The sequence below is a fragment of the Streptomyces sp. NPDC053750 genome (assembly GCF_044544295.1).
Lineage (GTDB): Bacteria > Actinomycetota > Actinomycetes > Streptomycetales > Streptomycetaceae > Streptomyces.
In genome coordinates this window covers 259619-282584 of the sequence record NZ_JBITXB010000010.1, presented here as the reverse complement: position 1 = coordinate 282584, position 22966 = coordinate 259619, and the positions used below count along the sequence as shown (strand labels likewise).

General features: G+C 73.2%; 20 protein-coding genes. 11 read left to right on the top strand and 9 right to left on the bottom strand.

All coding sequences use genetic code 11. The features are described 5' to 3' along the window. Nucleotides 1-181 precede the first annotated feature (181 nt). Both ACIGO6_RS27195 and ACIGO6_RS27190 read right to left on the bottom strand, forming a co-directional pair. Nucleotides 182-742: a DUF6328 family protein gene (locus ACIGO6_RS27195; protein ID WP_399880692.1), complete on the bottom strand. Its 561-nt coding sequence runs from the start codon at nt 740-742 to the stop codon at nt 182-184. A 166-nt stretch (nt 743-908) separates the two neighbouring features. Then, a complete protein-coding gene (locus ACIGO6_RS27190) occupies nt 909-1280 on the bottom strand; it encodes a helix-turn-helix transcriptional regulator (RefSeq protein WP_399880689.1) in 372 nt (123 codons plus the stop codon). Nucleotides 1281-1392: 112 nt separating this feature from the next. Here ACIGO6_RS27190 and ACIGO6_RS27185 point away from each other — a divergent pair, with 112 nt between their 5' ends. The 5 genes from ACIGO6_RS27185 (at nt 1393) to ACIGO6_RS27165 (ending at nt 6126) form a co-directional block, all read left to right on the top strand. Beyond that, a complete protein-coding gene (locus ACIGO6_RS27185; protein WP_399880686.1) occupies nt 1393-1770 on the top strand; it encodes an STAS domain-containing protein in 378 nt (125 codons plus the stop codon). A gap of 197 nt (nt 1771-1967) precedes the next feature. Continuing rightward, nucleotides 1968-2210 (top strand): DUF5133 domain-containing protein, encoded by a 243-nt coding sequence (locus ACIGO6_RS27180; RefSeq protein WP_399880684.1) that lies wholly within the window; start codon nt 1968-1970, stop codon nt 2208-2210. Nucleotides 2211-2806: 596 nt separating this feature from the next. Further along, nucleotides 2807-3622, top strand: a complete 816-nt coding sequence (locus tag ACIGO6_RS27175; protein ID WP_399880681.1) for a hypothetical protein — start codon at nt 2807-2809, stop codon at nt 3620-3622. Nucleotides 3623-3754: 132 nt separating this feature from the next. After that, a complete protein-coding gene (locus tag ACIGO6_RS27170; RefSeq protein ID WP_399880678.1) occupies nt 3755-5065 on the top strand; it encodes an aminotransferase class I/II-fold pyridoxal phosphate-dependent enzyme in 1311 nt (436 codons plus the stop codon). Continuing rightward, entirely contained in the window at nt 5062-6126 is a 1065-nt protein-coding gene (locus ACIGO6_RS27165; RefSeq protein WP_399880675.1) for an MBL fold metallo-hydrolase, read from the top strand. The genes ACIGO6_RS27170 and ACIGO6_RS27165 overlap by 4 nt, the downstream gene beginning before the upstream one ends. 258 nt (nt 6127-6384) lie before the next feature. Here the strand turns inward: ACIGO6_RS27165 and ACIGO6_RS27160 are convergent, their stop codons facing one another. Together ACIGO6_RS27160 and ACIGO6_RS27155 are read right to left on the bottom strand one after the other, a co-directional pair. Then, nucleotides 6385-7020 (bottom strand): DedA family protein, encoded by a 636-nt coding sequence (locus tag ACIGO6_RS27160; RefSeq protein WP_399880672.1) that lies wholly within the window; start codon nt 7018-7020, stop codon nt 6385-6387. Continuing rightward, nucleotides 7017-7790: an MBL fold metallo-hydrolase gene (locus tag ACIGO6_RS27155; RefSeq protein WP_399880670.1), complete on the bottom strand. Its 774-nt coding sequence runs from the start codon at nt 7788-7790 to the stop codon at nt 7017-7019. The genes ACIGO6_RS27160 and ACIGO6_RS27155 overlap by 4 nt, the downstream gene beginning before the upstream one ends. 83 nt (nt 7791-7873) lie before the next feature. On the opposite strand from ACIGO6_RS27155, the gene ACIGO6_RS27150 reads away from it, so the two are divergent. From ACIGO6_RS27150 to ACIGO6_RS27125, 6 genes are all read left to right on the top strand, one after another. Further along, on the top strand, nt 7874-8275 hold the full coding sequence (locus ACIGO6_RS27150) for a hypothetical protein (protein ID WP_399880667.1): 402 nt from the start codon (nt 7874-7876) through the stop codon (nt 8273-8275). Nucleotides 8276-8393: 118 nt separating this feature from the next. Beyond that, complete coding sequence (locus tag ACIGO6_RS27145; RefSeq protein ID WP_399880665.1) at nt 8394-10538, top strand: phage holin family protein; 2145 nt, start codon at nt 8394-8396, stop codon at nt 10536-10538. 84 nt (nt 10539-10622) lie between these two features. Beyond that, the gene (locus ACIGO6_RS27140) at nt 10623-12041 is read left to right on the top strand and encodes an amino acid permease (RefSeq protein WP_399880662.1); all 1419 of its coding nucleotides are present in this window, start codon (nt 10623-10625) and stop codon (nt 12039-12041) included. A gap of 76 nt (nt 12042-12117) precedes the next feature. Then, the gene (locus ACIGO6_RS27135) at nt 12118-13179 is read left to right on the top strand and encodes an ATP-binding protein (RefSeq protein ID WP_399880659.1); all 1062 of its coding nucleotides are present in this window, start codon (nt 12118-12120) and stop codon (nt 13177-13179) included. Then, on the top strand, nt 13176-14984 hold the full coding sequence (locus ACIGO6_RS27130; protein WP_399880656.1) for a hypothetical protein: 1809 nt from the start codon (nt 13176-13178) through the stop codon (nt 14982-14984). Before ACIGO6_RS27135 ends, ACIGO6_RS27130 begins: the two co-directional genes overlap by 4 nt. Nucleotides 14985-15070: 86 nt before the next feature. After that, the gene (locus ACIGO6_RS27125; protein WP_399880653.1) at nt 15071-15496 is read left to right on the top strand and encodes an OsmC family protein; all 426 of its coding nucleotides are present in this window, start codon (nt 15071-15073) and stop codon (nt 15494-15496) included. Between the two features lie 20 nt (nt 15497-15516). On the opposite strand, the gene narI is transcribed toward ACIGO6_RS27125, so the two are convergent. From narI to ACIGO6_RS27100, 5 genes are all read right to left on the bottom strand, one after another. Beyond that, entirely contained in the window at nt 15517-16239 is a 723-nt protein-coding gene (gene narI / locus ACIGO6_RS27120) for a respiratory nitrate reductase subunit gamma (RefSeq protein ID WP_399880651.1), read from the bottom strand. Further along, nucleotides 16236-16730 (bottom strand): nitrate reductase molybdenum cofactor assembly chaperone, encoded by a 495-nt coding sequence (narJ, locus tag ACIGO6_RS27115; protein ID WP_399880648.1) that lies wholly within the window; start codon nt 16728-16730, stop codon nt 16236-16238. Before narJ ends, narI begins: the two co-directional genes overlap by 4 nt. A 4-nt stretch (nt 16731-16734) precedes the next feature. Continuing rightward, complete coding sequence (gene narH / locus ACIGO6_RS27110; protein WP_399880646.1) at nt 16735-18330, bottom strand: nitrate reductase subunit beta; 1596 nt, start codon at nt 18328-18330, stop codon at nt 16735-16737. Further along, on the bottom strand, nt 18330-22025 hold the full coding sequence (locus tag ACIGO6_RS27105; RefSeq protein ID WP_399880643.1) for a nitrate reductase subunit alpha: 3696 nt from the start codon (nt 22023-22025) through the stop codon (nt 18330-18332). Before ACIGO6_RS27105 ends, narH begins: the two co-directional genes overlap by 1 nt. Nucleotides 22026-22129: 104 nt before the next feature. Then, entirely contained in the window at nt 22130-22945 is an 816-nt protein-coding gene (locus ACIGO6_RS27100; RefSeq protein ID WP_399880641.1) for an SAM-dependent methyltransferase, read from the bottom strand. Nucleotides 22946-22966: the final 21 nt, after the last annotated feature.

Genomic DNA, 22966 nt, shown 5'->3' with positions numbered 1-22966 from the left:
GACGAAGTGATCACCAGCATTGACAACGGTCGAAACCGTCCCAAGTCGGCGCGCCGGGAGAGGTGCACCGTGCTCGGTGTCACGCTGGGAGCGATCACGACACCGTCGTCGGGCGCAGGCTCGGCGCGCTTTCGGTCGACCACGCGCATCCAGAGCCTGTGTGCCGCCCCGCGCCGGCAGTTCAGACCTGACGGGCCGCGCGGCGGGCGGACCGGCGGCGGAGCCAGAGGGGAAGGGCATACCACGAAAGGGCGAACCAGACCATCACGCCGCCGACGAGCAGCTTCGCCATGAGGCCCGGCACCACGACGTGCAGGATCAGGAGCAGCGTGCAGCCGATGGTCACGGCCATCAGGAGCATGCCGCTGATCATCAGCCGGTGCGCCACCTCCACCATCTCGTCCTTCATCCGCTGACCCGAGAGGAAGCGGTGGATGGAGACCGGGGCGATCAGGCACGCGGTGGCCGTGGCACCCGAGATCACGGTGACGACGTAGACGGCGTGGTCGAACGTGCTCAGGTCGTGGAAGAGGGGGGTGAAGGCGACGCTGAGCAGGAAGCCGAAGAGGATCTGCACCCCCGTCTGAGCGACACGCGTCTCCTGCATGATCTCGTTCCAGCGGCGGTTGACCCGCTCGCGTGGCGTCTCCGGTGCCTCGTCCGCGGCAGCGCTGCCGTGGCCTCCGCACGCACAGCCCCCGCCGGTCGTTGCTTCCGACCGCTCGATCGACTCCGTCGCCATGCTTGCCTTTCCCCTCCTTCTGCGGACCGTTCATCTGCCCGTTGGAGCTCTTCGCATGCAGAGGACACCTGACGGAGGTGCTCCGTCGGGACCGGGATACGGGTGAGAACCGGCACCGGTGCGGGAGGGGTGGCCCTTGCATGAGCGGCCATTCTGTGACCGGCGTCTACCGCGCCTCCGTCGCGCGCCCGCTGACGCCGGCCAAGCCGGAGGGCCGGTTTTCGTAGCGTCCACGGTCGGTTTCGTCCTGCACGAGCAGGGAGAGCAGTGAGGCGACGGTCAGGCCTGCTTCCGCAGGATGGCGCAGGACCTTGTCCGGCTGGATGCGGTAGGTGTTGGTGCGCCCGTCGCGGGTGTGGGAGAGGTATCCGTCCTGCTCGAGGTCGGAGATGATCCGTTGGACGGCGCGCTCGGTGAGCCGGCAGCGGGCGGCGATGTCACGGATCCGGACGCTCGGGTTGTCGGCGATGGCCGCCAGCACACGCGCGTGGTTGGTGACGAACGTCCATCCGGAGTGAGACTCGGGCGCTTCGACCATGCACAGCATTCTACGGACCGTCTTTGCGTGAAGCCACATACATGACATACTTTTCGTGCAATGGGTGACAGGATCTGTGTGTGGAAATCGCAGGAGGGGCCCGAAGGTGTCTATGTATGAGCCGGTCACTGGGCGCACTGACGCCGCCGACGTGAGCCGACTGCAGCGCCCGGAGCAAGCCTCGGTGGTGCTGTACGAAAGGGGCGGCGCCCGGGTCGTCGGCGCACGAGGCTCGTACGACATGTCCTCGATAGCGCCCCTGGCGGAGGCGCTGGACACCGCGGCCAAGGAGCATTCGAAGGTGGTCCTGGACGCTTCCGGCGTCACCTTCGCCGACTCGACTCTGTTGAACCTGCTGATCCTCACCCATCGAGCCGTCGACCTCCGCGTGGCTGCGCCGACACAGCAAGTGCGGCGCCTTCTCGAAATCACCGGAGTCGAAACGATCCTCAAGGTGCGGGCGACGGTGGAGGAAGCCGCCAACTGCTAGAGCCCTGAGTCATCCGCGCCGCGGCCCGGACGACGGTCCCGCACCGGCGGCATGGACCTTTCGGCGCGGGGCATTCGGAATTCTGTCCGATGGCCCCGGTCCTGCACCGGGGCCATCGGACACCATGAAGACGGTCACCTCCCCGCGGTACGGCCAGCCGTTCTGCGGGCGGGACTCATCAGGGGAGAGATATCACGATGATCCTTCCGGCGGAGAAGGAACTGCGTGCGGTGCTGGCCCGGTTCGCTCAGGCGCGCATTGAGCACGACGTGCGTCCCACCGGCCACACCGGCAGGGCGCTCGACGACGCCAGCTACACGCTGTGCGTGATGACCGGAGCCCGCACCGCCGAGGAGGCTCTGGCCAGGGCGGACACTCTGCTCGAGAGGTACACCACCCGTACGAGCGTGTCCCAGGACGACGAGACGCTGGCGGCGTAGGTGCATCGAGGCCGCGGAAGCGGGACAGTCCCAGGAGGCCGCCACCGGTCTGTCGATGGGGCCACCGGGTGACGCCGTACTGGTGCATGGTGCAGGGCCCCCTGTGAGTGGATGCGGTCGCTGTCGCCGGCCAAGAGGAAGCAGTCGACGGACAGCGGTCGGTCAGGCACACGCTGGTGCGGTGGGCGAAATCGAAATCCAGTTGCTGCACCTGGTTGGTGACGACAAGTGGGGGAGGGCGTGCCGAATGGTGTCCCTGGCGACTCGGTGGCGTGATGACGCGGGAGTCGCCCACTCCGAGCTGAGCGGCGATCAGCGTGTGCACATCTCGCGCGGGAGTGTCCTCGCCCGCTGCCGGCGAGGGACAGACTGCGGTGGCGTGAGCAGGAGGGCGCGGGTGACGGTTGCCACCGCGTGTGTGGATGGGAGAAAGCGGCAGGGTAACGGCCGTCCCTGCCTCGGCTCTCACCCGCCCGGGCGCCCCGCTCGCGCGAACGGCGCACGGTGGCGCGCGTCCCCGTGCCGGGCGGGCTGTGATGGCTGCGGGGGGCGCGAGTGCCGTGCCCCCGCAGCCGTCGCTCGAAGGAGCCCGCCCCATGCGTCGCACCGCCCGCGCCCTGTCCGTCGCCGTCCTGGCCGGCACCGCCCTCGGCGTCTTCGCGGGACCAGGCACGGCCGACCCGGGTGTCCCCCTGCCGGCCGGCTCGACCGACCCCGGCGCGGCGGTGCCGTCTTCCGTGCCGTCCGCTTCGGAGCCGGGCGTGCCCGTGCCGCCCGGCTCCGATTCCGGCGTCCCTCTGCCGCCCGACCCGGCCGACCCGGGCGTCCCGTCGGTCGTCGACGGCTCCGGAGCGCCCGCCGCCGAGGTCCGCCCGGCCGATGTCGCCCCGGGTGACACCGTCACCGTCTCGGTCGCCTGCGGTCCGACCGGCGGGGCCGCGCCCTCGACGCTCGACGCCACCTCGCAGGCCTTCGACGAGGGCACCGTCGCGCTGCGCAAGGTGGCGGGCGGCGAGGCGACGACGTCCGGTCCCGCCTACCGGGGTACCGCCCGCGTGGACGCGGAGGCGGCGGACCCCGAGGAGGAACCCTGGACCGTCGACGGCACCTGCCCGTCGGCCTCCGGCGACGAGGGCGAGCCGTGGAGCGCGACGATGACCGTCCCGGAGGAGGGCGAGGGAGAGTGGGAGGGGGCGGGTGACGCCGCCACACCCAAGCCGGCGTGTCCCTCCGCGCAGGGGAAGTCCTGCGGCGGCGCCGCGGTGGAGCACGGGGTACGGGCCGGCGCGGGCGGGACCTTCACCGACTCGATGCCCGCGCTGATCGCCGGTGGTGTGCTCATCGCGGGCGCGTGCGGCGCGGCCGCGCACCGGCTGCGGCTGCGCCTGCGCGGGGAGGACGGGTTCCACTGACCCCGCCCGCAGCCATGGCAGCCATGGCAGCCATGACGGGGCGGCACGGTGGGTACCTGGATCAACGGCCGAGGAAGCGCCCGCGGCCCGACGGCGACAGGACAGTGCATCACGGACCGTGCGGAGGTACGCATGCGGCTGACGGATCCCCAAGGCCCTCCCTCCGCAGGGCATGGCTCCGCAGGCCATGACCCCGTGGGCCACGGTCCCGTCCGCTACGGCCCGCACTTCCCCGACGACGGCCTGCCGGTACTGCCCGAGCTGTCCGCCGTACTCGCCGCCGCCGCGGGCCGCGCCCACGACGAACCGGCCGGCGGCGCCCCCGCCCTCCTGGACGCCGCCTGCGGCTACTGGGACCGCCGCGGCCTGCCCACCGAGCCCGGCCACGTGGCCGCCGCCCCCGGCGCCAACGCCCTGCTGCTCGCGCTCACCGCCGCGCTCGGCGGCGACATCCTGGTGCCGCGCCCGTGCGCCGCCTGGTGGGCGCCGTACGCCCGCCTGCTGGGCAGACCCGTCTTCCACGTGCCGACCCCGGCCGAGTCCGGCGGCGTACCGGACCCGTACGCCCTCCTGGAGACCGTCCGCCGGGTCCGCGCCGAGGGCGGCGACCCCCGCCTGCTCGTGCTCTCCGTCGCCGACGACCCCACCGGCACCGTCGCGCCGCCCGAACTGCTGCACGAGACCGTCGAGGCCGCCGCGGCCGAGGGACTGCACCTGGTCAGCGACGAGACCTGGCGCGACACCCTGTACGACGCGCATGCCACCGTGCTGCTCAGCCCCGCCGAGATGTGGCCCGCACGGGTCACCGTCGTCACCGACCTGGCCGGCGCGCTGCTGCCGCCGGGCTGGCCGGCCGCCGTCGCCCGCTTCCCCGCCTCCGCCGCCGGGGACGGTCTGCACGCGCGCGTGCTCGACGTGCTCACCGCGCTCGGCGCCCGCGTCGCCGCGCCCGTCGCCGCGGCGGCCGGGTACGCGTTGGCCGAACCCGAGCCGGTCACGGCCCGCCGTTCGGCCGCGGTGCGCCTGCACGCGCGCGTGGCCGCCGCCGTGCACTCCACCGTCGTCACCGCGGGCGCCACCGCACGCCCCCCACAGGCCGGCCGCCACCTGTACGCCGACCTCGGTCCGCTGCGCGACGCGCTCGGCGCCCAGGGCGTCGGCGACGCCCAGGAACTGGAGGACTTCCTCACCGCCCGGCTCGGCATGCCCGCTCCCGGCGGCCACCGCTTCGGCGACGACCTCGCGGCCCTACGCGTCCGGCTCGCCACCGGACCCTTCCTCGGCGCGACCGGCCCGACCGGCGATCCGGACGCGGGCCACGGCGCGGAGTGCCTCGCGTCCCCCGATCCCTTGGAACTGCCACACGTGCACCGCGCGCTCAGCCGACTGAAGTCGGTCTTCGACGATCTCCGCGACGCTCAGCGATGGGAGCCTCCTCGATGACGCAGCAGCCCCGGTCGACCACCGGCACGCCCACGCCCGTCCAGGAGGGCCTCGGCGCCGCGGCGGCCACGTCACCCTCCGCGCCCCCGTTCCCCCCGCTCGCCGAACCCCGGCCGCCGGCCGAGCGCCGGGTGTGGCCGCGGACCTTCCACGACCGGCTGACCGCCCCGCTGCCCGGTCTGAAGGCCCTCGCCAGATTCGCCCGCGAGGGCGCGGTGAGACCCGGCCGCGAGGGCCTCACCGACATCCCCCGACTGCCGTACGCCCCCGGCCCGCTGCCCCGCGTGGACGCCGGCACCGTCGCCGTCACCTGGGCGGGACACGCCAGCTGGGTGCTGCAGATGGGCGGGCTCACCGTGCTCACCGACCCCGTCTGGTCCCGCCGCATCCTCGGCACCCCGGCCCGTGTCACCCCCGTCGGCGTCCCCTGGAGCGCCCTGCCGCGCGTCGACGCCGTCGTCATCAGCCACAACCACTACGACCACCTGGACGCCCCCACCCTGCGCAGGCTCCCGCGCGACACCCCCGTCCTCGCCCCGGCCGGGCTCGCCCGGTGGTTCCACCGCCGCCGCTTCACCCGGGTCACCGAGCTGGACTGGTGGGAGGCGACCGAGCTGAACGGGGTCCGGTTCGACTTCGTCCCCGCCCACCACTGGTCCAAGCGCACCCTCACCGACACCTGCCGCAGCCTGTGGGGCGGCTGGGTGCTCACCGCCCCCGACGGCCGCCGCGTGTACTTCGCCGGCGACACCGGGTACGGCCACTGGTTCACCCGCATCGGCCGCCGCTACCCGGGCATCGACCTGGCCCTGCTCCCCATCGGCGCCTACGACCCCCGCTGGTGGCTCAGCGACGTGCACTGCGACCCGGAGGAGGCGGTGCGGGCCGCCCGCGACGTCGGCGCCCGCCGGATGGCGCCGATGCACTGGGGCACGTTCGTCCTGTCGGCGGAACCGGTCCTGGAACCGCTCACCCGCGTCCGCGCGGCCTGGCACCACGCGGGCCTGCCCCGCGAGAACCTGTGGGACCTCCCGATCGGCGCCTCCCGCGTCCTGGAGTAGCGGCACAGGGACCTGCCCACCCCGCCCGGCCACGGGACCCGGCACCCCGGCGTTCGGGGCAGCGCCGGACGACGAGCACCCCGCCGGTCCACGCGGACGCCGAGCCGTGCGCCGCCCCCGCGAAAGCCGTCGCAAGGCCCCCGCGGCGCGGCCGACGCGCCCGCCCTCACTCAAGGAGGGCCGCCCGCCCGGCGGCGTCGCCGTCCCGGTCTGCCGGGAGTCGGCCCCGCCGCCGTTCCGCGCGGCCGCCCCGCAGGGCTACGCCTTCGCCGGCCCCCGCAACCGGCGCCACACGCTCGGTGCACCGCTGACCAGTACGGTCAGCGCGATCGCCGCCGCGATGCCCTCCCAGGGCTTGCTGAACAGCGAGCCGCTGAGGATCCCGATCAGCTGGTACGTCACCGCCCAGGCCAGGCAGGCCGGCAGGTTGCCCCGGGCGAAGCGGCGCAGCGGCCACTCGGCGAGGAGACAGGCCAGCATCACCGGTATGCGTCCGGCCGGCACCAGCCGGGAGAGCACGAGCACGGCGACGTCGTGTTCGGTGAGCTTGCGCTGCGCCTGCTCCAGCCGGTCCTCGGGCGCCCGGGACCGGATCGCCTCCAGCCAGCGCGAGCCGTTCTTCGAGCCGACCCCGCGCCGCCCCAGCCAGTACAGCGCCATGTCCCCGCAGAACGCGGCCAGCGACGCCGTCAGGAACACCATGAGCATCGCGAACGGCACCGTCTGGTGCATCGCCACCACGGCCGCCGAACTCACCAGCGCGCCCGTCGGCACCACCGGCACCAACGCCCCGATCAGCACCAGCAGGAACAGCGACGGATAGCCGAACGCCTGTCCCGCCGGGTCCGTTGGGATGCTCGTCATGCTCGTCGTGGCGGCGCCGAGCCAGCTCACCGCGCGACCTCCACCCGCACACTCTCGCCGTGCCCCAGCCGGTGCACCGCCACCCCCGGCGCACGCAGCGCCGACAGGCGCACGAACTCCTCGCCCGGCGTGTGGAACTCGTGGGGGCGCACGGCGTCCATCCCGATCGGCCAGTACGTGCCGTAGTGCACCGGCACCGCCGTGCGTGGCGCCAGCCGGGCCAGCGCCTCGGCCGCCCGCCCCGCGTCCAGGTGCTCCGGACCCAGGTACGGGCCCCAGCCGCCCACCGGCAGCAGCGCCGCGTCGACCGGCCCGACCTCCTTCTCCATGCCGTCGAACAGGCCGGTGTCCCCGGCGAAGTACGTCCGGGCCTCGCCCTCGACGACATAGCCGAGGGCGGGGGAGCGGTGCGGTCCGAGCGGCAGCCGCCGCCCGTCGTGCCGGGCCGGCACCGCCCGTATCCGCAGGTCACCGACGATCGTCTCGTCGCCGGGCGCCACCTCGGTCAGCTTCAGGTGCCCGAGTCTGCGCATGCCCGGCACCGCACGCGGCGCGCCCCGGGGCACGAGCAGGCGCGTGCCCGGCGCGAGCCGCGCCAGCGACGGCACGTGCAGGTGGTCGGCGTGCAGATGGGACACCAGCGCCACGTCCGCGCGCCAGGCGTCCGGCGGCGGCACCGCGCCCCGCCTGCGGCGCAGATGGGCGAGCCTGCGGACGAACAGAGGATCGGTGAGCACGCGGATGTCCGAATCCTCGACCGTGCAGGTGGCGTGACCCCACCACGTGAGCTCCACCGGCACCTCTTTGCCTCCTTCGCGCGACTCCCCGAAGCCTACGTCCAGGAGTAGGGTCGGCGGCGAAAACGGGAGGTGAGGGGGACACCATGGGGCTGGTGCGGGTGACGGCGATCGCGAGTCTGACGCCGCTGGAGCAGTTGGACGACGACCCGTTCCTGGTCGATTCCCGCAGCCAGCACGCCATGTGCGCCCGCTGGGCCGCGGAGCACGGCTACGTCGTCGCCCGGGAACTGCTGGTCCGCGGACTGCGGCCCGACCACGCCGCCCTGTGGGACGGCGTCCGCCCGGGACAGGACCTGTTCGTGGCGCCCAGCCGACGGGTGCTGGAGAGCGCGTTGTCGTCCGTGGCGGAGTTCACCGCGGAATGCGCGCGGCGCGGGGTCCGCGTCGAGACGGCCGGCCACGCCGAACCGTCCTACGACGCCCGGATGAAGGCCTGCGTGCACCGGCGCCTGTCGATGCCGACGGCGGGCTACGACGGCCGCTGACCCCGCTCGCCCCGGGGGCCGGGGGGTGTGAACCGGACCCGGGGGGACAAACGGGTGCTCCGGACCGTTGTGACAGGGTGGGGAAGGCCCGCGCGGACGACGGGCCGGGACGTGAGGTGTGCGGAGCGTGGGTGGAGGCCGTTGGCGCCGGGTCGCCAGTCAGATCGGGCGGAGTGTCGCGGTGTGGGCCGTCTCCACCCTCACGATGCTCGTGCTCGCCGGGATCCTGCCGGACTTCCGGCTCCAGTCGCCCGACGGCGACAGCGCGACCGACATCGCCGTGAGCGCCGCGGTCGGTGCCGGTGCCTTCGGTCTGCTGTCGGCCCTGGTGTGGCCGCTGCTGGTCCGTCTGCTGCTCCTGGTACCGGCGCTCGTCCTCGGGCTGCTGGTCTTCTTCCTCAACGGCGGGCTGCTGCTCCTCGCCATCGACGTGAACCCGGCCGGGCGCGGTGGCGTGGCCCCGGAGACGGCGGTCGTCGTGGCCGCGGTGATGTCCGCGGTCGCCTCCGCCACCGGCGGTGCCCTGGCCGTGCGCGACGACGACGCCTACCGGCGCCGGCTCTACCGCCTCGCCGACCGCCGCCGCAGATCCGGCCCGCCCTGCCCGGCCGGCCCCGGCACCGTCTTCCTGCAGCTGGACGGCGTCGGCCACGACGTCCTCACCGACGCCGTCGACAGCGGCGCCATGCCCACCGTCGCCCGCTGGCTCGGCCGCGACGGCAGCTCCGCGACCCACCGGCTCGCCCTGTGGCGCACCGACTGGTCCAGCCAGACCGGCGCCAGCCAGCTCGGCATCCTGCACGGCAGCAACCACGACGTCCCCGCCTTCCGCTGGTACGAGAAGGACAGCGGCGAGGTCGTGGTCTGCAACCGCCCGACCAGCGCCGCCGAGCTCCAGTACCGCGCCGTGAAGCGCACCGGCGACGGCGGACTGCTCAGCCTCGACGGCGCCAGCCGCGGCAACCTGTTCGGCGGCGGCGCCGACGAACAGGCCCTCGTCCTGTCCATCGCCACCCGCCGCCGCAGCCGCGAGACCCGCTCCCGGTCCGGGTACTTCGCCTACTTCTCCGACCCGGCCAACGCCGTCCGCACCGCGATGTCCTTCGTCGCCGAGGTGGGCCGGGAGATCGGCCAGTCCACTCGCGCCCGCCTCCACAAGGTCCGCCCGCGGGTCTCCCGGGGCGGCCTCTACCCCTTCGTCCGCGCCTTCGCGACCGTCGTCGAACGGGACGTCGTCGTCGCCGCGGTGATGGGCGACATGCTCGCCGGCCGCACCGCCGTCTACGCCGACCTGGTGGCGTACGACGAGGTGGCGCACCACTCCGGGCCGGGCGGCCGGGACGCCGCCAAGGTCCTCCGGCGGCTCGACCGGGCCCTCGCGCTGATCGAGAAGGTCGCCGACCATGCGCCCCGCCAGTACCGCATCGTCGTCCTGTCCGACCACGGCCAGAGCCCCGGCGAGACCTTCCGTGCCCGCTACGGCCTCACCCTCGGCGACCTGGTGCGGGCCGGCTGCGGACTGCCCGTGCCCCGCCGGGCGCAGCGCACCCGCAGCGGCGCCGAGGCGCGCAACACCGTACGGGCCGCCCTGCACCGGCCCGTCGAGGAGGGCGCCGAGCAGCAGCGCCCCGCCGACACCCCCACGGGCCGCCGCTCGGAGCCGATCGTGCTGGCCTCCGGCAACCTGGGCCTGGTCTCCTTCCCGGACGTGCCGCACCGGATGACCCGGGAGGAGATCGACGCCCGCCACCCCGCCCTGCTGCCCACCCTCGCCAACCACCCCGGCATCGGCTTCCTGCTGGTCCGCAGCGAGCGGCACGGCGGTCTCGTGCTCGGCGCGCGCGGCGCCGAGATCCCCCTGGACCGGCTCGACGAGGACCCCGGCCCGCTCGCAGCCTTCGGCCCCGGCGCCGCCGACGCCGTCCGCCGCACCCACTCCTTCCCGCACACCGCCGACATCATGGTCAACTCCTTCCACGACCCGGCCGACGGCGAGGTCCTCGCCTTCGAGGAGCAGATCGGCTCCCACGGCGGGCTCGGCGGCGCCCAGTCGCGCGCCTTCCTGCTGTCGCCGGTCGTCCTGTCCGCACCCGTAAGCGACGGCGCGGAGATCGTCGGCGCCGAGCACGTCCACCGGGTGCTGCGGCGCTGGCTGCGCGAGTCGAACGGCCCGCAGGTACCCGTGGACGATTCCCGGTCCACGGCCCTCGGCGGCGCACCTTTTCCCGCTGAGGAGGGGGTCGTGCAGGACAAAAGCGCCTGATTTGGCGCCGCGCCGGACGGTGCCGGACCATGGGCGCCGTCCCGGCGATCCCGGGCACCAGTTCCACGAGAGGCGCACCACCCCATGCACGTCACCGGGACCGTCCCCCCACCGGCTCCGGCCCCGCAGGAGACCCCAGCGGCCCCAGCCCCCACCCCCGACCCCGCCCCCGGCAACAACAGGCACGCCCGCCGCTTCGGGCTCCCCGTCGCCACCGCCCTGGTCATGGGCAACATCATCGGCGGCGGCATCTTCCTCCTCCCGGCCTCGGTCGCCCCGTTCGGCACCATCAGCCTGCTCGCCTTCGGCGTCCTGACCGTCGGCGCCATCGCGCTCGCCCTGGTCTTCGGCCGCCTCGCCGCCCGCGACCCGCGCACCGGCGGCCCCTACGTCTACGCCCGCGAGGCCTTCGGCGACTTCGCCGGCTTCCTCGCCGCCTGGGCGTACTGGATCACCACCTGGGTGTCCAACGCGGCCCTCGCCGTCGCCGCCGTCGGCTACCTCGACGTCCTGATCCCGGTGAACGACCACCGCTGGACCGCCTGCCTCGCCGCACTCGTCATCCAGTGGCTGCCCGCGCTCGCCAACTTCGCCGGCACCCGCTACGTCGGCGCCGTCCAGCTCGTCGCCACCGTCCTGAAGTTCGCGCCGCTGCTGCTCGTCGCGGTCGGCGGCCTGTTCTTCTTCGACGCCGACAACCTGGGCCCGTTCAACGCCACCGGCGGCAGCGGCATCGGCGCGGTGTCGGCCGCCGCCGCGATCCTGCTCTTCTCCTACCTCGGCGTGGAGTCCGCCGCCGTCAGCGCCGGCGAGGTCAAGGACCCGCGCCGCACGGTCGGCCGCGCCACGGTCATCGGCACCGCGGGCGCCGCCCTCGTCTACCTCCTCGGCACCCTCTCCGTCTTCGGCACCGTCGCCCACGACCGCCTGGTCGCCTCGTCGGCCCCCTTCTCGGACGCCGTGAACGCCATGTTCGGCGGCGCCTGGGGCGGCTGGGCCGTCGCGCTGGCCGCCCTCGTGTCCATGACCGGCTGCCTCAACGGCTGGACCCTGCTCAGCGCCCAGACGCCGTACGCCGCCGCCAAGGACGGCCTGTTCCCGGCGGCGTTCGCACGCAAGCGGCGCGGTGTCCCCACCGTGGGCGTCGGTGTCACCGTCGTCCTCGCCTCCCTGCTCACCGTCTACAACTACACGTCCGGCTCGGCGAAGGTCTTCGAGATGCTCGTCCTCGTCACCACCTTCACCGCGACCGTCCCCTACCTGCTGGCCACCGCCGCCCAGCTCTTCCACCTGGTCTCCGGCCAGGGCGAGAAGGTCGACCGCGCCCGGCTGGTACGCGACGGCGTGATCGCGGCGGTCGCCGCCGGCTTCTCCCTCTGGCTGGTCGCCGGCGCCGGCTACGCGGCGGTCTACCAGGGTGTCCTCTTCCTCTTCGCGGGCGTGCTGGTCTACGCGGTGATGGCGGCCCGCAGGCGGCGTACGGAGGGTCCCGCCGCACCGTAATTCGGCTGCGCGGGGGGAGGCGGGGCGCCCACACTGGTGCGGTCCCCTCCCGACACCCTCCCTCAGGAGCCCCTGCGTGCAGGCAGCCGTCACCGTCACTCCCGCCCGTCTCCCGGAACTGCTGCTCGGCCTCGCCACCGTGCGGCCGGTCTTCCTGTGGGGCGCCCCCGGCATCGGCAAGTCCTCCCTGGTGAGGAACTTCGCCGACTCGCTGGGCCTGGAGTGCGTGAGCCTGCTCGGCACCCAGCTCGCGCCCGAGGACCTGATCGGCGTCCCGCAGATCCGGGACGGCCGGTCGGTGTTCTGCCCGCCCGAGTCCATCGCCCGCGACGAGCCGTACTGCCTCTTCCTGGACGAGCTGAACGCGGCCGGCCCGGACGTGCAGAAGGCCTTCTACTCGCTCATCCTGGACCGCCGCATCGGCAGCTACGAGCTGCCCAAGGGCTCCATCGTCATCGGCGCGGGCAACCGCGCCACCGACAACGCCCTGGCCCGCCCCATCGCCTCCGCGCTGGTCAACCGCCTCACCCACGTCCACCTGGACGCCTCCGCGAAGGACTGGCTGGCCTGGGCCGCCGAGAACGGCATCCACCCCTGGATCACGGACCACCTCACCGACCGCCCCGACCACCTGTGGTCCAAGCCGCCCAAGACCGAGGAGCCCTTCTCCACCCCGCGCTCCTGGCACATGCTCTCCGACGCCCTGCACTCCTTCGGACAGGACCTCGACGAGGAGACCCTGAAGGTCCTCGCGCACGGCACGCTCACCCCCGCGCACGCCACCGCCTTCTGCGGCTACGTCAAGATCGTCCGCAGCCGGTTCGGCATCGAGGCGATCCTCAAGGGCGAGGCCCGCTGGCCCAGCGGCCTCCAGGACCGCGACCTGCTCTACTACCTCGCCGAGTCCTTCCGCGGCCGGCTGGTCAAGGAGCTGCCCGCGAGCAAGGAGCACATGTCGGCGAACGGCCGCCAGACCGCGTACCGCGCCAAGTCGCTGCTCGTGCAGCTCGCCGAGATCTCCGTCGAGGTCGCCCAGAGCGTCATCGCCTCCGACGCCGACGGCAACCCGGTGCTGCCCGCCTGGTTCCTGGTCGAGGCCGCCCGCGACATGCCCCGGCTGGTCGAGGCCCGCCGATGAGCCGCACCCGCAAGCAGAAGCAGCAGCAGAAGAAGAAGGACCCGGCAGCGGAGGACTGCGCCGAGGGCGTCCGGCTGGTGTGGGCCAACCCTGCCCTGGCGGCGATGGAGGTCAAGCTGTGCCGCGAGGAGGAGTGCCGGGTCGCGCCCCGTCAGGGACTCGTCCGCGTCAGCTCCAACGGCCGGGTCCACCTGAGTCACACCCGTCACGCCGAGCCCGCCGAGTGGGCCTGGGCCATCGCCCACGCGCTGATCCACCTCGGTTTCGGCCACGTACCCGCCGCGACCGGCGAGCGCGTCCAGCCGGACCGCTACGACCTCGCCGCCCGCTGCGTCGTCGTCAACCGCTTCCTGCAGACCTTCCCGGTCGGCCGCACCCCGGACCACCTGCCGCCGGCCTACCCCGACGGGGACGAGGAGCGCATCGCCGCCGGCTGGCGCCGCGAGGGCGGCATCCCGGCCGCCTACGAGCACTGCGGCACCGCGGGCGCCGAACCCGACCAGCTCCTCGTGCCCTGGGACGGGTACAACGGCCAGGCGCCGGACTGGCAGCTGGCCTTCGCCCACGCGCTGACCCGCACCATGTCCACCGCCCTCGACCTCGCGGGCGGCCGGCGCGACGACATGCTGGGCGGCCCCACCCGCCTGCCGCCCTGGCAGCAGGCCCTGAGCTGGTTCGTCTCCTCCTACCCGCTGCTCGGCGGCATCGCGGCCGGCATCACCCTCGTCGCCGACGCCGAACTCGCCCGCGCCCACGGCATCTCCGTCGCCGCCGTCAACGCCGAGGCCGGTGAGATCTACGTCAACCCCCTGCGCCGGTACGACGACGAGGAATGGCGGTTCGTCCTCGCCCACGAGATGCTGCACGCCGCCCTGCGCCACGGTGACCGCTGCGGCACCCGCGACCCCTACCTCTTCAACGTCGCCTGCGACTACGTCATCAACGGCTGGCTCGTCGAGATGCAGGTCGGCACCATGCCCGAGGGCCTGCTGCACGACCCGGAGCTGGCCGGGCTGTCCGCCGAGGAGGTCTACGACCGCATCGCCGCCGACCTGCGCCGCATGCGCCGCCTGTCCACCCTGCGCGGCAAGGGCGTCGGCGACATCCTCGGCGGCCCGCTCGGCTCCCCCCGCGACTACGTCGACCTCGACGGCTTCTACCGGCGCGGCCTGGCCCAGGGCCTCGACCTGCACCGGCAGCAGGAGCGCGGCTACCTGCCCGGCGGCCTGGTCGAGGAGATCCGCGCCCTCAGCCACCCGCCGCTGCCCTGGGACGCGCGGCTCGCCCGCTGGTTCGACGAGTTCGTCCCCCGCCCCGAGCCCGTACGGTCGTACGCCCGTCCCTCCCGGCGCCAGGCGGCCACCCCCGACATCCCGCGCGCCGGACGGTACTTCCCGCCCGAGGAGATCGCCCGCTGCACCTTCGGCGTCGTCCTGGACACCTCCGGTTCCATGGACCGCACCCTGCTGGGCAAGGCGCTCGGCGCCATCGCCTCCTACGCCGAGGCCCGCGACGTGCCCGCCGCCCGCGTCGTCTTCTGCGACGCGGCGCCGCACGACGCCGGGTACCTGCCCGTGACGGACATCGCGGGCCGGGTGCGGGTGCACGGCCGCGGCGGCACCGTGCTCCAGCCCGGTGTGGACCTGCTGCTGCGCGCCGACGACTTCCCGCCCACCGCGCCGGTCCTCGTCATCACCGACGGCTGGTGCGACGTGCTGCGGGTGCGGCGCGAGCACGCCTACCTGATTCCGCAGGGCGCGCGGCTGCCGTTCACGGCCCGAGGGCCGGTCTTCCGGGTGAGCTGAGCCGGAGTGTGATCGGATGGGGGTGGGAACCCGGCCGCCGGGCTCCCACCGCCCCAGTACAGCAAGCGAATTCGAGAGGACCCGCCGTGGCAACCACGCGCTCCGCACACACCGTCTGGGAAGGCAACCTGCTCGAGGGCAACGGTGTCGTCACCTTCGACTCGTCCGGCATCGGCGAGCAGCCGGTGTCGTGGCCGTCGCGCGCCGAGCAGGCCAACGGCAAGACCAGCCCGGAAGAGCTGATCGCCGCCGCCCACTCCAGCTGCTTCTCCATGGCGCTGTCGCACGGCCTGGCCGGCGCCGGCACCCCGCCCACCAAGCTCACCACCTCCGCCGACGTCACCTTCCAGCCGGGTGAGGGCATCACGGGCATCCACCTCACCGTGGAGGGCACCGTCCCCGGCCTCGACAACGACGCGTTCGTCGCCGCCGCCGAGGACGCCAAGAAGAACTGCCCGGTCAGCCAGGCCCTGGCCGGCACGACCATCACCCTGACGGCCAAGCTGGCCTAGCTGGCCTAGTCGGACAGGGTCTAGGAGCCCGCGCGCTCCCAGCCCCGCCGGTCCGGGCGCGGCCCCAGCTGCCTGGGGTCGCGCGACCGGTACACCACGTACGGCCGGAACAGGTACTGCACCGGCACGCTGAACATGTGCACCAGCCGGGTGTAGGGCACCAGGGCGATCAGCACCATGCCGACCACCGCGTGCACCTGGTACAGCACCGGCACCCCCACCATCAGCTCCGTCCTCGGCTGGAGGGTGAACAGGCTGCGCGACCAGGGGCCGATGGTCTGCCGGTAGTCGTAGCCGGTGCCGGAGGAGTGCGCGAGCTTGGCCACCATGCCCAGGACGATCGCGCCCAGCAGGAAGACGTACATGCCCTTGTCGTTGGCGGTCGTCGCGCGGAAGACGGGCGCGTTCGTGCGCCGCCGGTAGACCAGGAGCAGGATCCCCGCCACCGCCAGCACCCCGGCCGCCGTGCCGCCGTACAGCGACAGCAGGTGGTAGGCGTGCTCGCTCACGCCCAGCGCGTCCGTCCACGACTCCGGGACGAACAGCCCGATCAGGTGGCCGACCAGCACGAACAGGATGCCGTAGTGGAACACCGGTGAGGCGATGTTCAGCAGCTTCGACTCGTAGACCTGCGAGGAGCGCGTCGTCCAGCCGAAGCGGTCGTAGCGGTGCCGCCAGATCAGGCCGGCGATCAGCAGGGCGAAGGCGGCGTAGGGCAGGACGCCCCAGAGGAAGACGGTCACGGGCGGACTCCGGTCGGTGCGGGCGGCAGGGTGGCGCACACGGCGTCCAGGACACAGGCGTAGGGCGTGCCGAAGGCGGTGAGCCGGGAGCGGAGCTGGTCCAGGGCGTCCCGGTGCTCGGTGAGCATGCCGATGTTCCCGGTGCGGGAGGCGAACTCCAGCACCGCCGGGAGGAAGTCGGGGAGTTCCTCGTCGGTGAACTCCAGGCCGTGGGCGCGGTAGAGCTCCTTGAAGCGGACCAGCGACATGCCGCGGTTGCGGGTGTCGCCGTCGGTCCACCAGCTCAGGTACAGGCTGTGCCGGTTCTTGAAGTCGAAGACCTCCACGTAGTGCGCCTGGAGCTCGCCCTGCGGCGTCACGGCCGCGTGGTCGGTGAAGGCGCGCAGCTGGGGCGCGGCCTCGCGCAGCAGGGGCAGCCGGGCGCGGAAGTCGTCGTCGGGGTAGGTCAGGCAGAGCGCCGCCGCCTGGTACAGCACCTCGAACCCGGGCATCGGATCAGACCTCCCTCTCGTCGTCCGCGGTCTGCCGCCGGCGCAGGATGTGAAAGTTCTCCACCGGCACCAGCGGCAGCCTCCTGCGCCCCGAGTCCTGGCCGAACGGACCGTCGCCGCCCATGCCGGGGCCGCCCTCGGTGTCGAGGCTGCATGTGTCCGGCAGCGCCGACGCCTCCAGGCGGTGCGCGTCGCCGACGGCGGCCGTCGGGATCACGTACCGCTCCTCGTACTTGGCGATCGCCAGCAGCCGGTACATGTCCTCGACCTCCCGGGGACGCATGCCGACGCCCGCGCAGACGGCCGGGTCGGGTTCCTCCCCGAGGTTGACGGCCCGCATGTGGGCGCGCATCGCCGCCAGCTTCTCCAGCGAGGCCCGCACCGGGCCGGTGTCGCCCGCCGTGAACAGCTCCGCCAGGTACTCCAGCGGAATGCGCAGCGTGTCGATCGCGCCGAACAGGTTCCCCGCGTCCTCACCGTCGTGCCCGGTCTCCGTCAGCGCGTCCACCACCGGCGACAGCGGCGGGATGTACCAGACCATCGGCAGGGTGCGGTACTCCGGATGCAGCGGCAGCGCGATGCGGTACCTGCTCACCAGGGCGTGCACGGGGGAGCGCCGGGCGGCCTCCAGCCAGTCGTACGGGATGCCGGCCTCCTCGGCCGCCCGCCGCACCGCGGGGTCCTCCGGATCCAGGAAGACTCCCAACTGCGCCTCGTACAGGTCGCGTTCGTCCGGCGTGGCGGCGGCCTCGGTCACCTTGTCGGCGTCGTACAGCACGACCCCCAGATACCTGAGCCGTCCCACGCAGGTCTCCGAGCAGACCGTCGGCTGGCCCACCTCGATGCGCGGATAGCAGAAGGTGCACTTCTCGGCCTTGCCGGTGCGGTGGTTGAAGTACACCTTCTTGTACGGGCAGCCGGTCACGCACATCCGCCAGCCCCGGCAGCGGTCCTGGTCGACCAGGACGATGCCGTCCTCGGAGCGCTTGTACATCGCCCCCGACGGGCACGACGCCACGCACGACGGGTTGAGGCAGTGCTCGCAGATGCGCGGCAGATAGAACATGAAGGTCTCTTCGTACGCGAACCGCACCTTCTGCGAGGCCAGTTCGCGGGTCCGCTCCACCATCGGGTCCAGGTCGCCGTAGGCGGGGGCGCCGCCCAGGTCGTCGTCCCAGTTCGAGGACCAGCCGATCTTCATCGGTTTGCCGTCGAGCTGCGAGACGGGCCGCGCGACGGGGTAGTCGCTGCCGAGCGGGGCGTCGGTGAGGTTCTTGTAGTCGTACGTCCAGGGCTCGTAGTAGTCCTTGATCTCGGGGAGCCGCGGGTTGGAGAAGATCCCGGCGAGCTTCTTGATCCGGCCGCCCGCCTTGAGCTTGAGCGCGCCGCGCCGGTTCAGCTCCCAGCCGCCGCGCCACTTCTCCTGGTCCTCGTAGCGGCGCGGGTAACCCTGCCCGGGGCGGGTCTCGACGTTGTTGAACCAGACGTACTCCATGCCCCGGCGGTTGGTCCACGCCTGTTTGCAGGTGACCGAGCAGGTGTGGCAGCCGATGCACTTGTCGAGGTTCATGACCATGGCGATCTGGGCCATCGGACGCATCAGTACTCGACCTCCTGGCTGCGGCGGCGGATCACCGTCACCTCGTCGCGCTGGTTGCCCGTCGGGCCCAGGTAGTTGAACGCCCACGACAACTGGGCGTAGCCGCCGATGAGATGGGTCGGTTTCAGGAGCAGACGGGTCAGCGAGTTGTGGATGCCGCCGCGCCTGCCGGTCGTCTCCGCCAGCGGGACGTTGACCGTGCGTTCCTGCGCGTGGTGCATGTAGACCGTGCCGGGCGGCATGCGGTGCGAGACGATGGCGCGGGCCACCACCACGCCGTTGCGGTTGACCGCCTCGATCCAGTCGTCGTCGGTGACACCGATCGCGTCCGCGTCCTGCGGAGACATCCAGACGGTCTGCCCGCCCCGCGACAGTGCCAGCATGAACAGGTTGTCCTGGTACTCGGAGTGGATGGACCACTTGTTGTGCGGGGTGAGGTAGCGCACCGTCACCTCCCGGTGGCCGTCCGGCCCGAGCTGCGGTTCGCCGAAGAGCCGGCTCATGTCCAGCGGCGGCCGGTACACCGGCAGGGCCTCGCCCAGCTCGTGCATCCAGTCGTGGTCGAGGAAGAAGTGCTGGCGGCCGGTGAGGGTGTGCCAGGGCTTGAGGTGCTCGGTGTTCAGCGTGAACGCCGTGTAGCGGCGCCCGCCGGCCTCGCTGCCCGACCACTCCGGCGAGGTGATGACCGGCACGGGCGCCGCCTGGGTGTCCGCGTACGTGATCCGCTTGCCCTCGTGCTCGGCGGCGAGGTGGGCCATCGCCTGCCCGGTCTTGGTCTCCAGGGTGTGGAAGCCCTGGACGGCCAGCCGTCCGTTGGTCGTGCCGGAGAGGGCCAGGATGGTGTTCGCGGCCTTCACCGCGGTGTCCAGTGCCGGGCGCCCGTCGGCCGGACCGCCGCGCACCGCGCCGTTCATGTCCCGCAGTCGCTCGACCTCCTCGTCCGGCTGGAGGGTGATGCCCTTGGCGGGCAGGCCCTTCGCCTCCACCAGCGGGCCGAGCGCCGCGAACTTCGCGCCGACGGCCGTGTAGTCGCGCTCCACGACGACGAGGTTCGGCAGGGTCTTCCCGGGCTCGGGCGCGCACTCCCCGCGCCGCCAGTCCCGTACGACCCCGCCCGGCTGGGCGATCTCGCCCGGGGTGTCGTGCTGGAGCGGCGCCGCCACCAGGTCCTTGCGCACGCCGAGACGGCCGACGGCCAGCTCGCTCAGCTTCTCCGCGAGCACCTTGAACGTGTCGAAGTCGGTGCGCGTCTGCCACGGCGGATTCACGGCCGGGGAGAAGGCGTGCACGTAGGGGTGCATGTCCGTACTGGACAGGTCGTGCTTCTCGTACCAGGTCGCCGCCGGCAGGACGACGTCCGACAGCAGCGTGGAGGAGGTGTGGCGGAAGTCCAGCGACAGCAGCAGGTCGAGCTTCCCCTCGGGCGCCTCCTCGTGCCACACCACGTCCCGGGGCCGCTCGCCCGGCGCGGCCTCCTCGGCGCGCAGCGAGGAGTGCGTGCCCAGCAGGTGCTTGGTGAAGTACTCGGCGCCCTTCCCGGACGAACCGAGCAGGTTGGCCCGCCACAGGGTCACGATGCGCGGCCAGTTCTCCGGCGCGTCCGGGTCCTCGCAGGCGAACTTCAGCGTGCCCGCCCGCAGTTCGGCCACCGCGTTCGCCACCGGGTCGCCGAACGTCCCGCCCAGCTCCAGCGGGTTGCGGTCGAAGGTCGGGTACGACGGCATCCACCCCGTCCGCGCCGACAGCGCCAGACAGTCCGCGCCCGTCATCCCCGCCAGCCGCCCCTCACCCAGCGGCGAGGCCAGCACGTCGGCGCCGAACCGGTCGTAGCGGAACTGGTCGGTGTTGAGGTACCAGTACGCGGTGCCGATCATCTGGCGCGGCGGGCGCGACCAGTCCGACGCGGCGGCCAGCGACGCCCAGCCGGTCACCGGGCGGCACTTCTCCTGGCCGACGTAGTGCGCCCAGCCGCCGCCGTTGCGGCCCTGGCAGCCGGTGAGCTGGAGCAGGGCGAGGAAGGCCCGGTAGATCGTCTCGGAGTGGAACCAGTGGTTGGTGCCCGCCCCCATCAGGATCATGCAGCGCCCCCGGGAGCGCTCGGCGGTGCGCGCGAACTCCCGGGCGATCCGCACACAGGCCGCCGCCGGCACCGAGGTGTGCGTCTGCTGCCAGGCCGGGGTGCCGGGTGAGTCCGCGTCCTCGTACGACGCCGGCCAGTCCCCCGGCATCCCGGGCCGCGCCACGCCGTACTGGGCCAGCAGCAGGTCGAAGACGGTCGTCACCAGGGGCCCGTCCGGCCCGCTCAGCCGCGTCGCCGGCACCCCCCGCCGTACGACGTCCCCGCGGCCCTGCGCGTGGACGCCGCCGTCGGTGTCGAAGCGGGGCAGCAGCACCTCGACGCCCGCCGCCGTCTCCTGGCCGTGCAGGGTCAGCCGGGGCCGGACGTCGCCCAGGTCGAGGTTCCACCTGCCCCGGTCCGCCTCGTTCCAGCGGAAGCCCAGCGACCCGTTCGGGACCACCGCACGGCCCGTCGCCTCGTCCAGCACGACCGTCTTCCAGCGCGCGTCCTGACCCTCCTGGCCGAGGTCGGCGGCGCGCAGGAACTTCGCCGGGACGTACGCCCCGTCCCGCTCGGTCAGGGTGACCAGGAACGGCAGGTCGGTGAAGCGCCGTACGTAGTTGTCGAAGAAGGGCGTCCCCCGGTCGACGAAGAACTCCTTGAGCACCACGTGCCCCATGGCGAGGGCGAGCGCGGCGTCCGTCCCGGGGTGCGGGTGCAGCCACTGGTCGGCGAACTTGGTGTTGTCGGCGTAGTCGGGCGAGACGACCACGACCTTCTGGCCCCGGTAGCGCGCCTCCGCCATCCAGTGCGCGTCCGGGGTCCGCGTCACCGGGACGTTCGAACCCCACATGATCAGATACGCCGCGTCCCACCAGTCGCCCGACTCCGGCACGTCCGTCTGGTCGCCGAAGACCTGCGGGGACGCCACGGGCAGGTCCGCGTACCAGTCGTAGAACGACAGCATCGGGGCGCCGATGAGGGAGTGGAAACGGGCGCCCGCCGCGTGCGACACCATCGACATCGCCGGGATGGGGGAGAAGCCGGCGATGCGGTCGGGCCCGTGCGTCCTGATGGTGTGGACATGGGCGGCGGCCACCATCTCGACCGCCTCGTCCCAGGTCGCCCGCACCAGGCCGCCCTTGCCGCGCGCCCGCTGGTAGCGGCGCCGGCGTTCCGGGTCGCCCTGGAGGTCGGCCCAGGCCAGCACCGGGTCCGACAGCCGTGCCTTCGCCTCCCGGTACATCTCCAGGAGCACCCCGCGTACGTACGGGTAGCGCACGCGCGTCGGCGAGTAGGTGTACCAGGAGAACGCCGCGCCCCGGGGGCAGCCGCGCGGTTCGTACTCGGGGCGGTCCGGGCCGACCGACGGATAGTCCGTCGCCTGGGTCTCCCAGGTGATGATGCCGTCCTTGACGAACACGTTCCAGCGGCAGGAACCCGTGCAGTTCACGCCGTGCGTGGAGGTCACGACCTTGTCGTGGCTCCACCGGTCACGGTAGAAGGCGTCCGACTCCCGGCCGCCGACCAGCCCGATGCTGTGCAGGTCGGGGGCGGCGGTGCCGGGCCGGAAGAACCGCCCCGCCCGCAGCAGCGCCGCGCCCGGCTCGGTGGGCGGTGTCCGCGTGTCCGTCACGTGCGCTCCCTCGATCGCCCTGGCTTTCGAACCTAGGGGCGGGCGCGGGAGCGCACCCGTTCGCGGCGCCCGTACGGGTCAGGGCGGACGCCGGCCGGTACCGGTCAGACCTTGCGCGCCACCCCCGCGTACACCGGCACGATGCCCTCCGCCTGGACCGCCACGTCCTCCGGGTCCGGCCGCCATCCGGTGACCGGGATGACGCCGGGGCCCAGCAGCTCCAGGCCGTCGAAGAAACGGGAGAACTCGCCGAGCGAGCGCGGGTAGAACGGCGTGCCGCTGCGGGCGAACAGACCGGCCGCCTTCCCCACCGCCTCCGGGTTCAGATCCGGCGTGACCTGGGAGAGGACCAGATGGCTGCCCGGCGCCAGCGCGTCGACGTACCGCTTCAGCAGGCCGTGCACGTCGTCGCCGTCGGCCGCGTCGCCGAGGTAGTGCGTCAGGGCCACCAGCGACAGGGCGACCGGCCGCGCGAAGTCCAGGGACTCGGCGGCCGGCCCCAGGATGGTGTCCGGGTCGCGGACGTCCGCGTGGACGTACTCCGTCGAGCCCTCGGCGGAGCCGTGCAGCAGCGCCTCGGCGTGCCGCAGCACGATCGGGTCGTTGTCGGCGTAGACCACCCGTGCCTCGGGCGCCACCGCCTGGGCGACCTGGTGCAGGTTCGGCTCGGTGGGGATGCCGGTGCCGATGTCCAGGAACTGGCGCACCCCGGCCTCGGCGAGCGTCCGCACCGCCCGGTGCATGAACCGGCGGTTCGCCCGCGCCCCGCGCACCGCCGTGTCGTCCGCGGCGAGGATCCTGCGGGCCAGTTCCTCGTCCACGGGGTAGTTGTCCTTGCCGCCCAGCCACCAGTCGTAGACGCGGGCCGGGTGCGGCCGGCTGGTGTCGATGGACGCGGGGGTGGCGTCGGATCCGGTCATGCGGGGTGGTCTCCTCGGGGC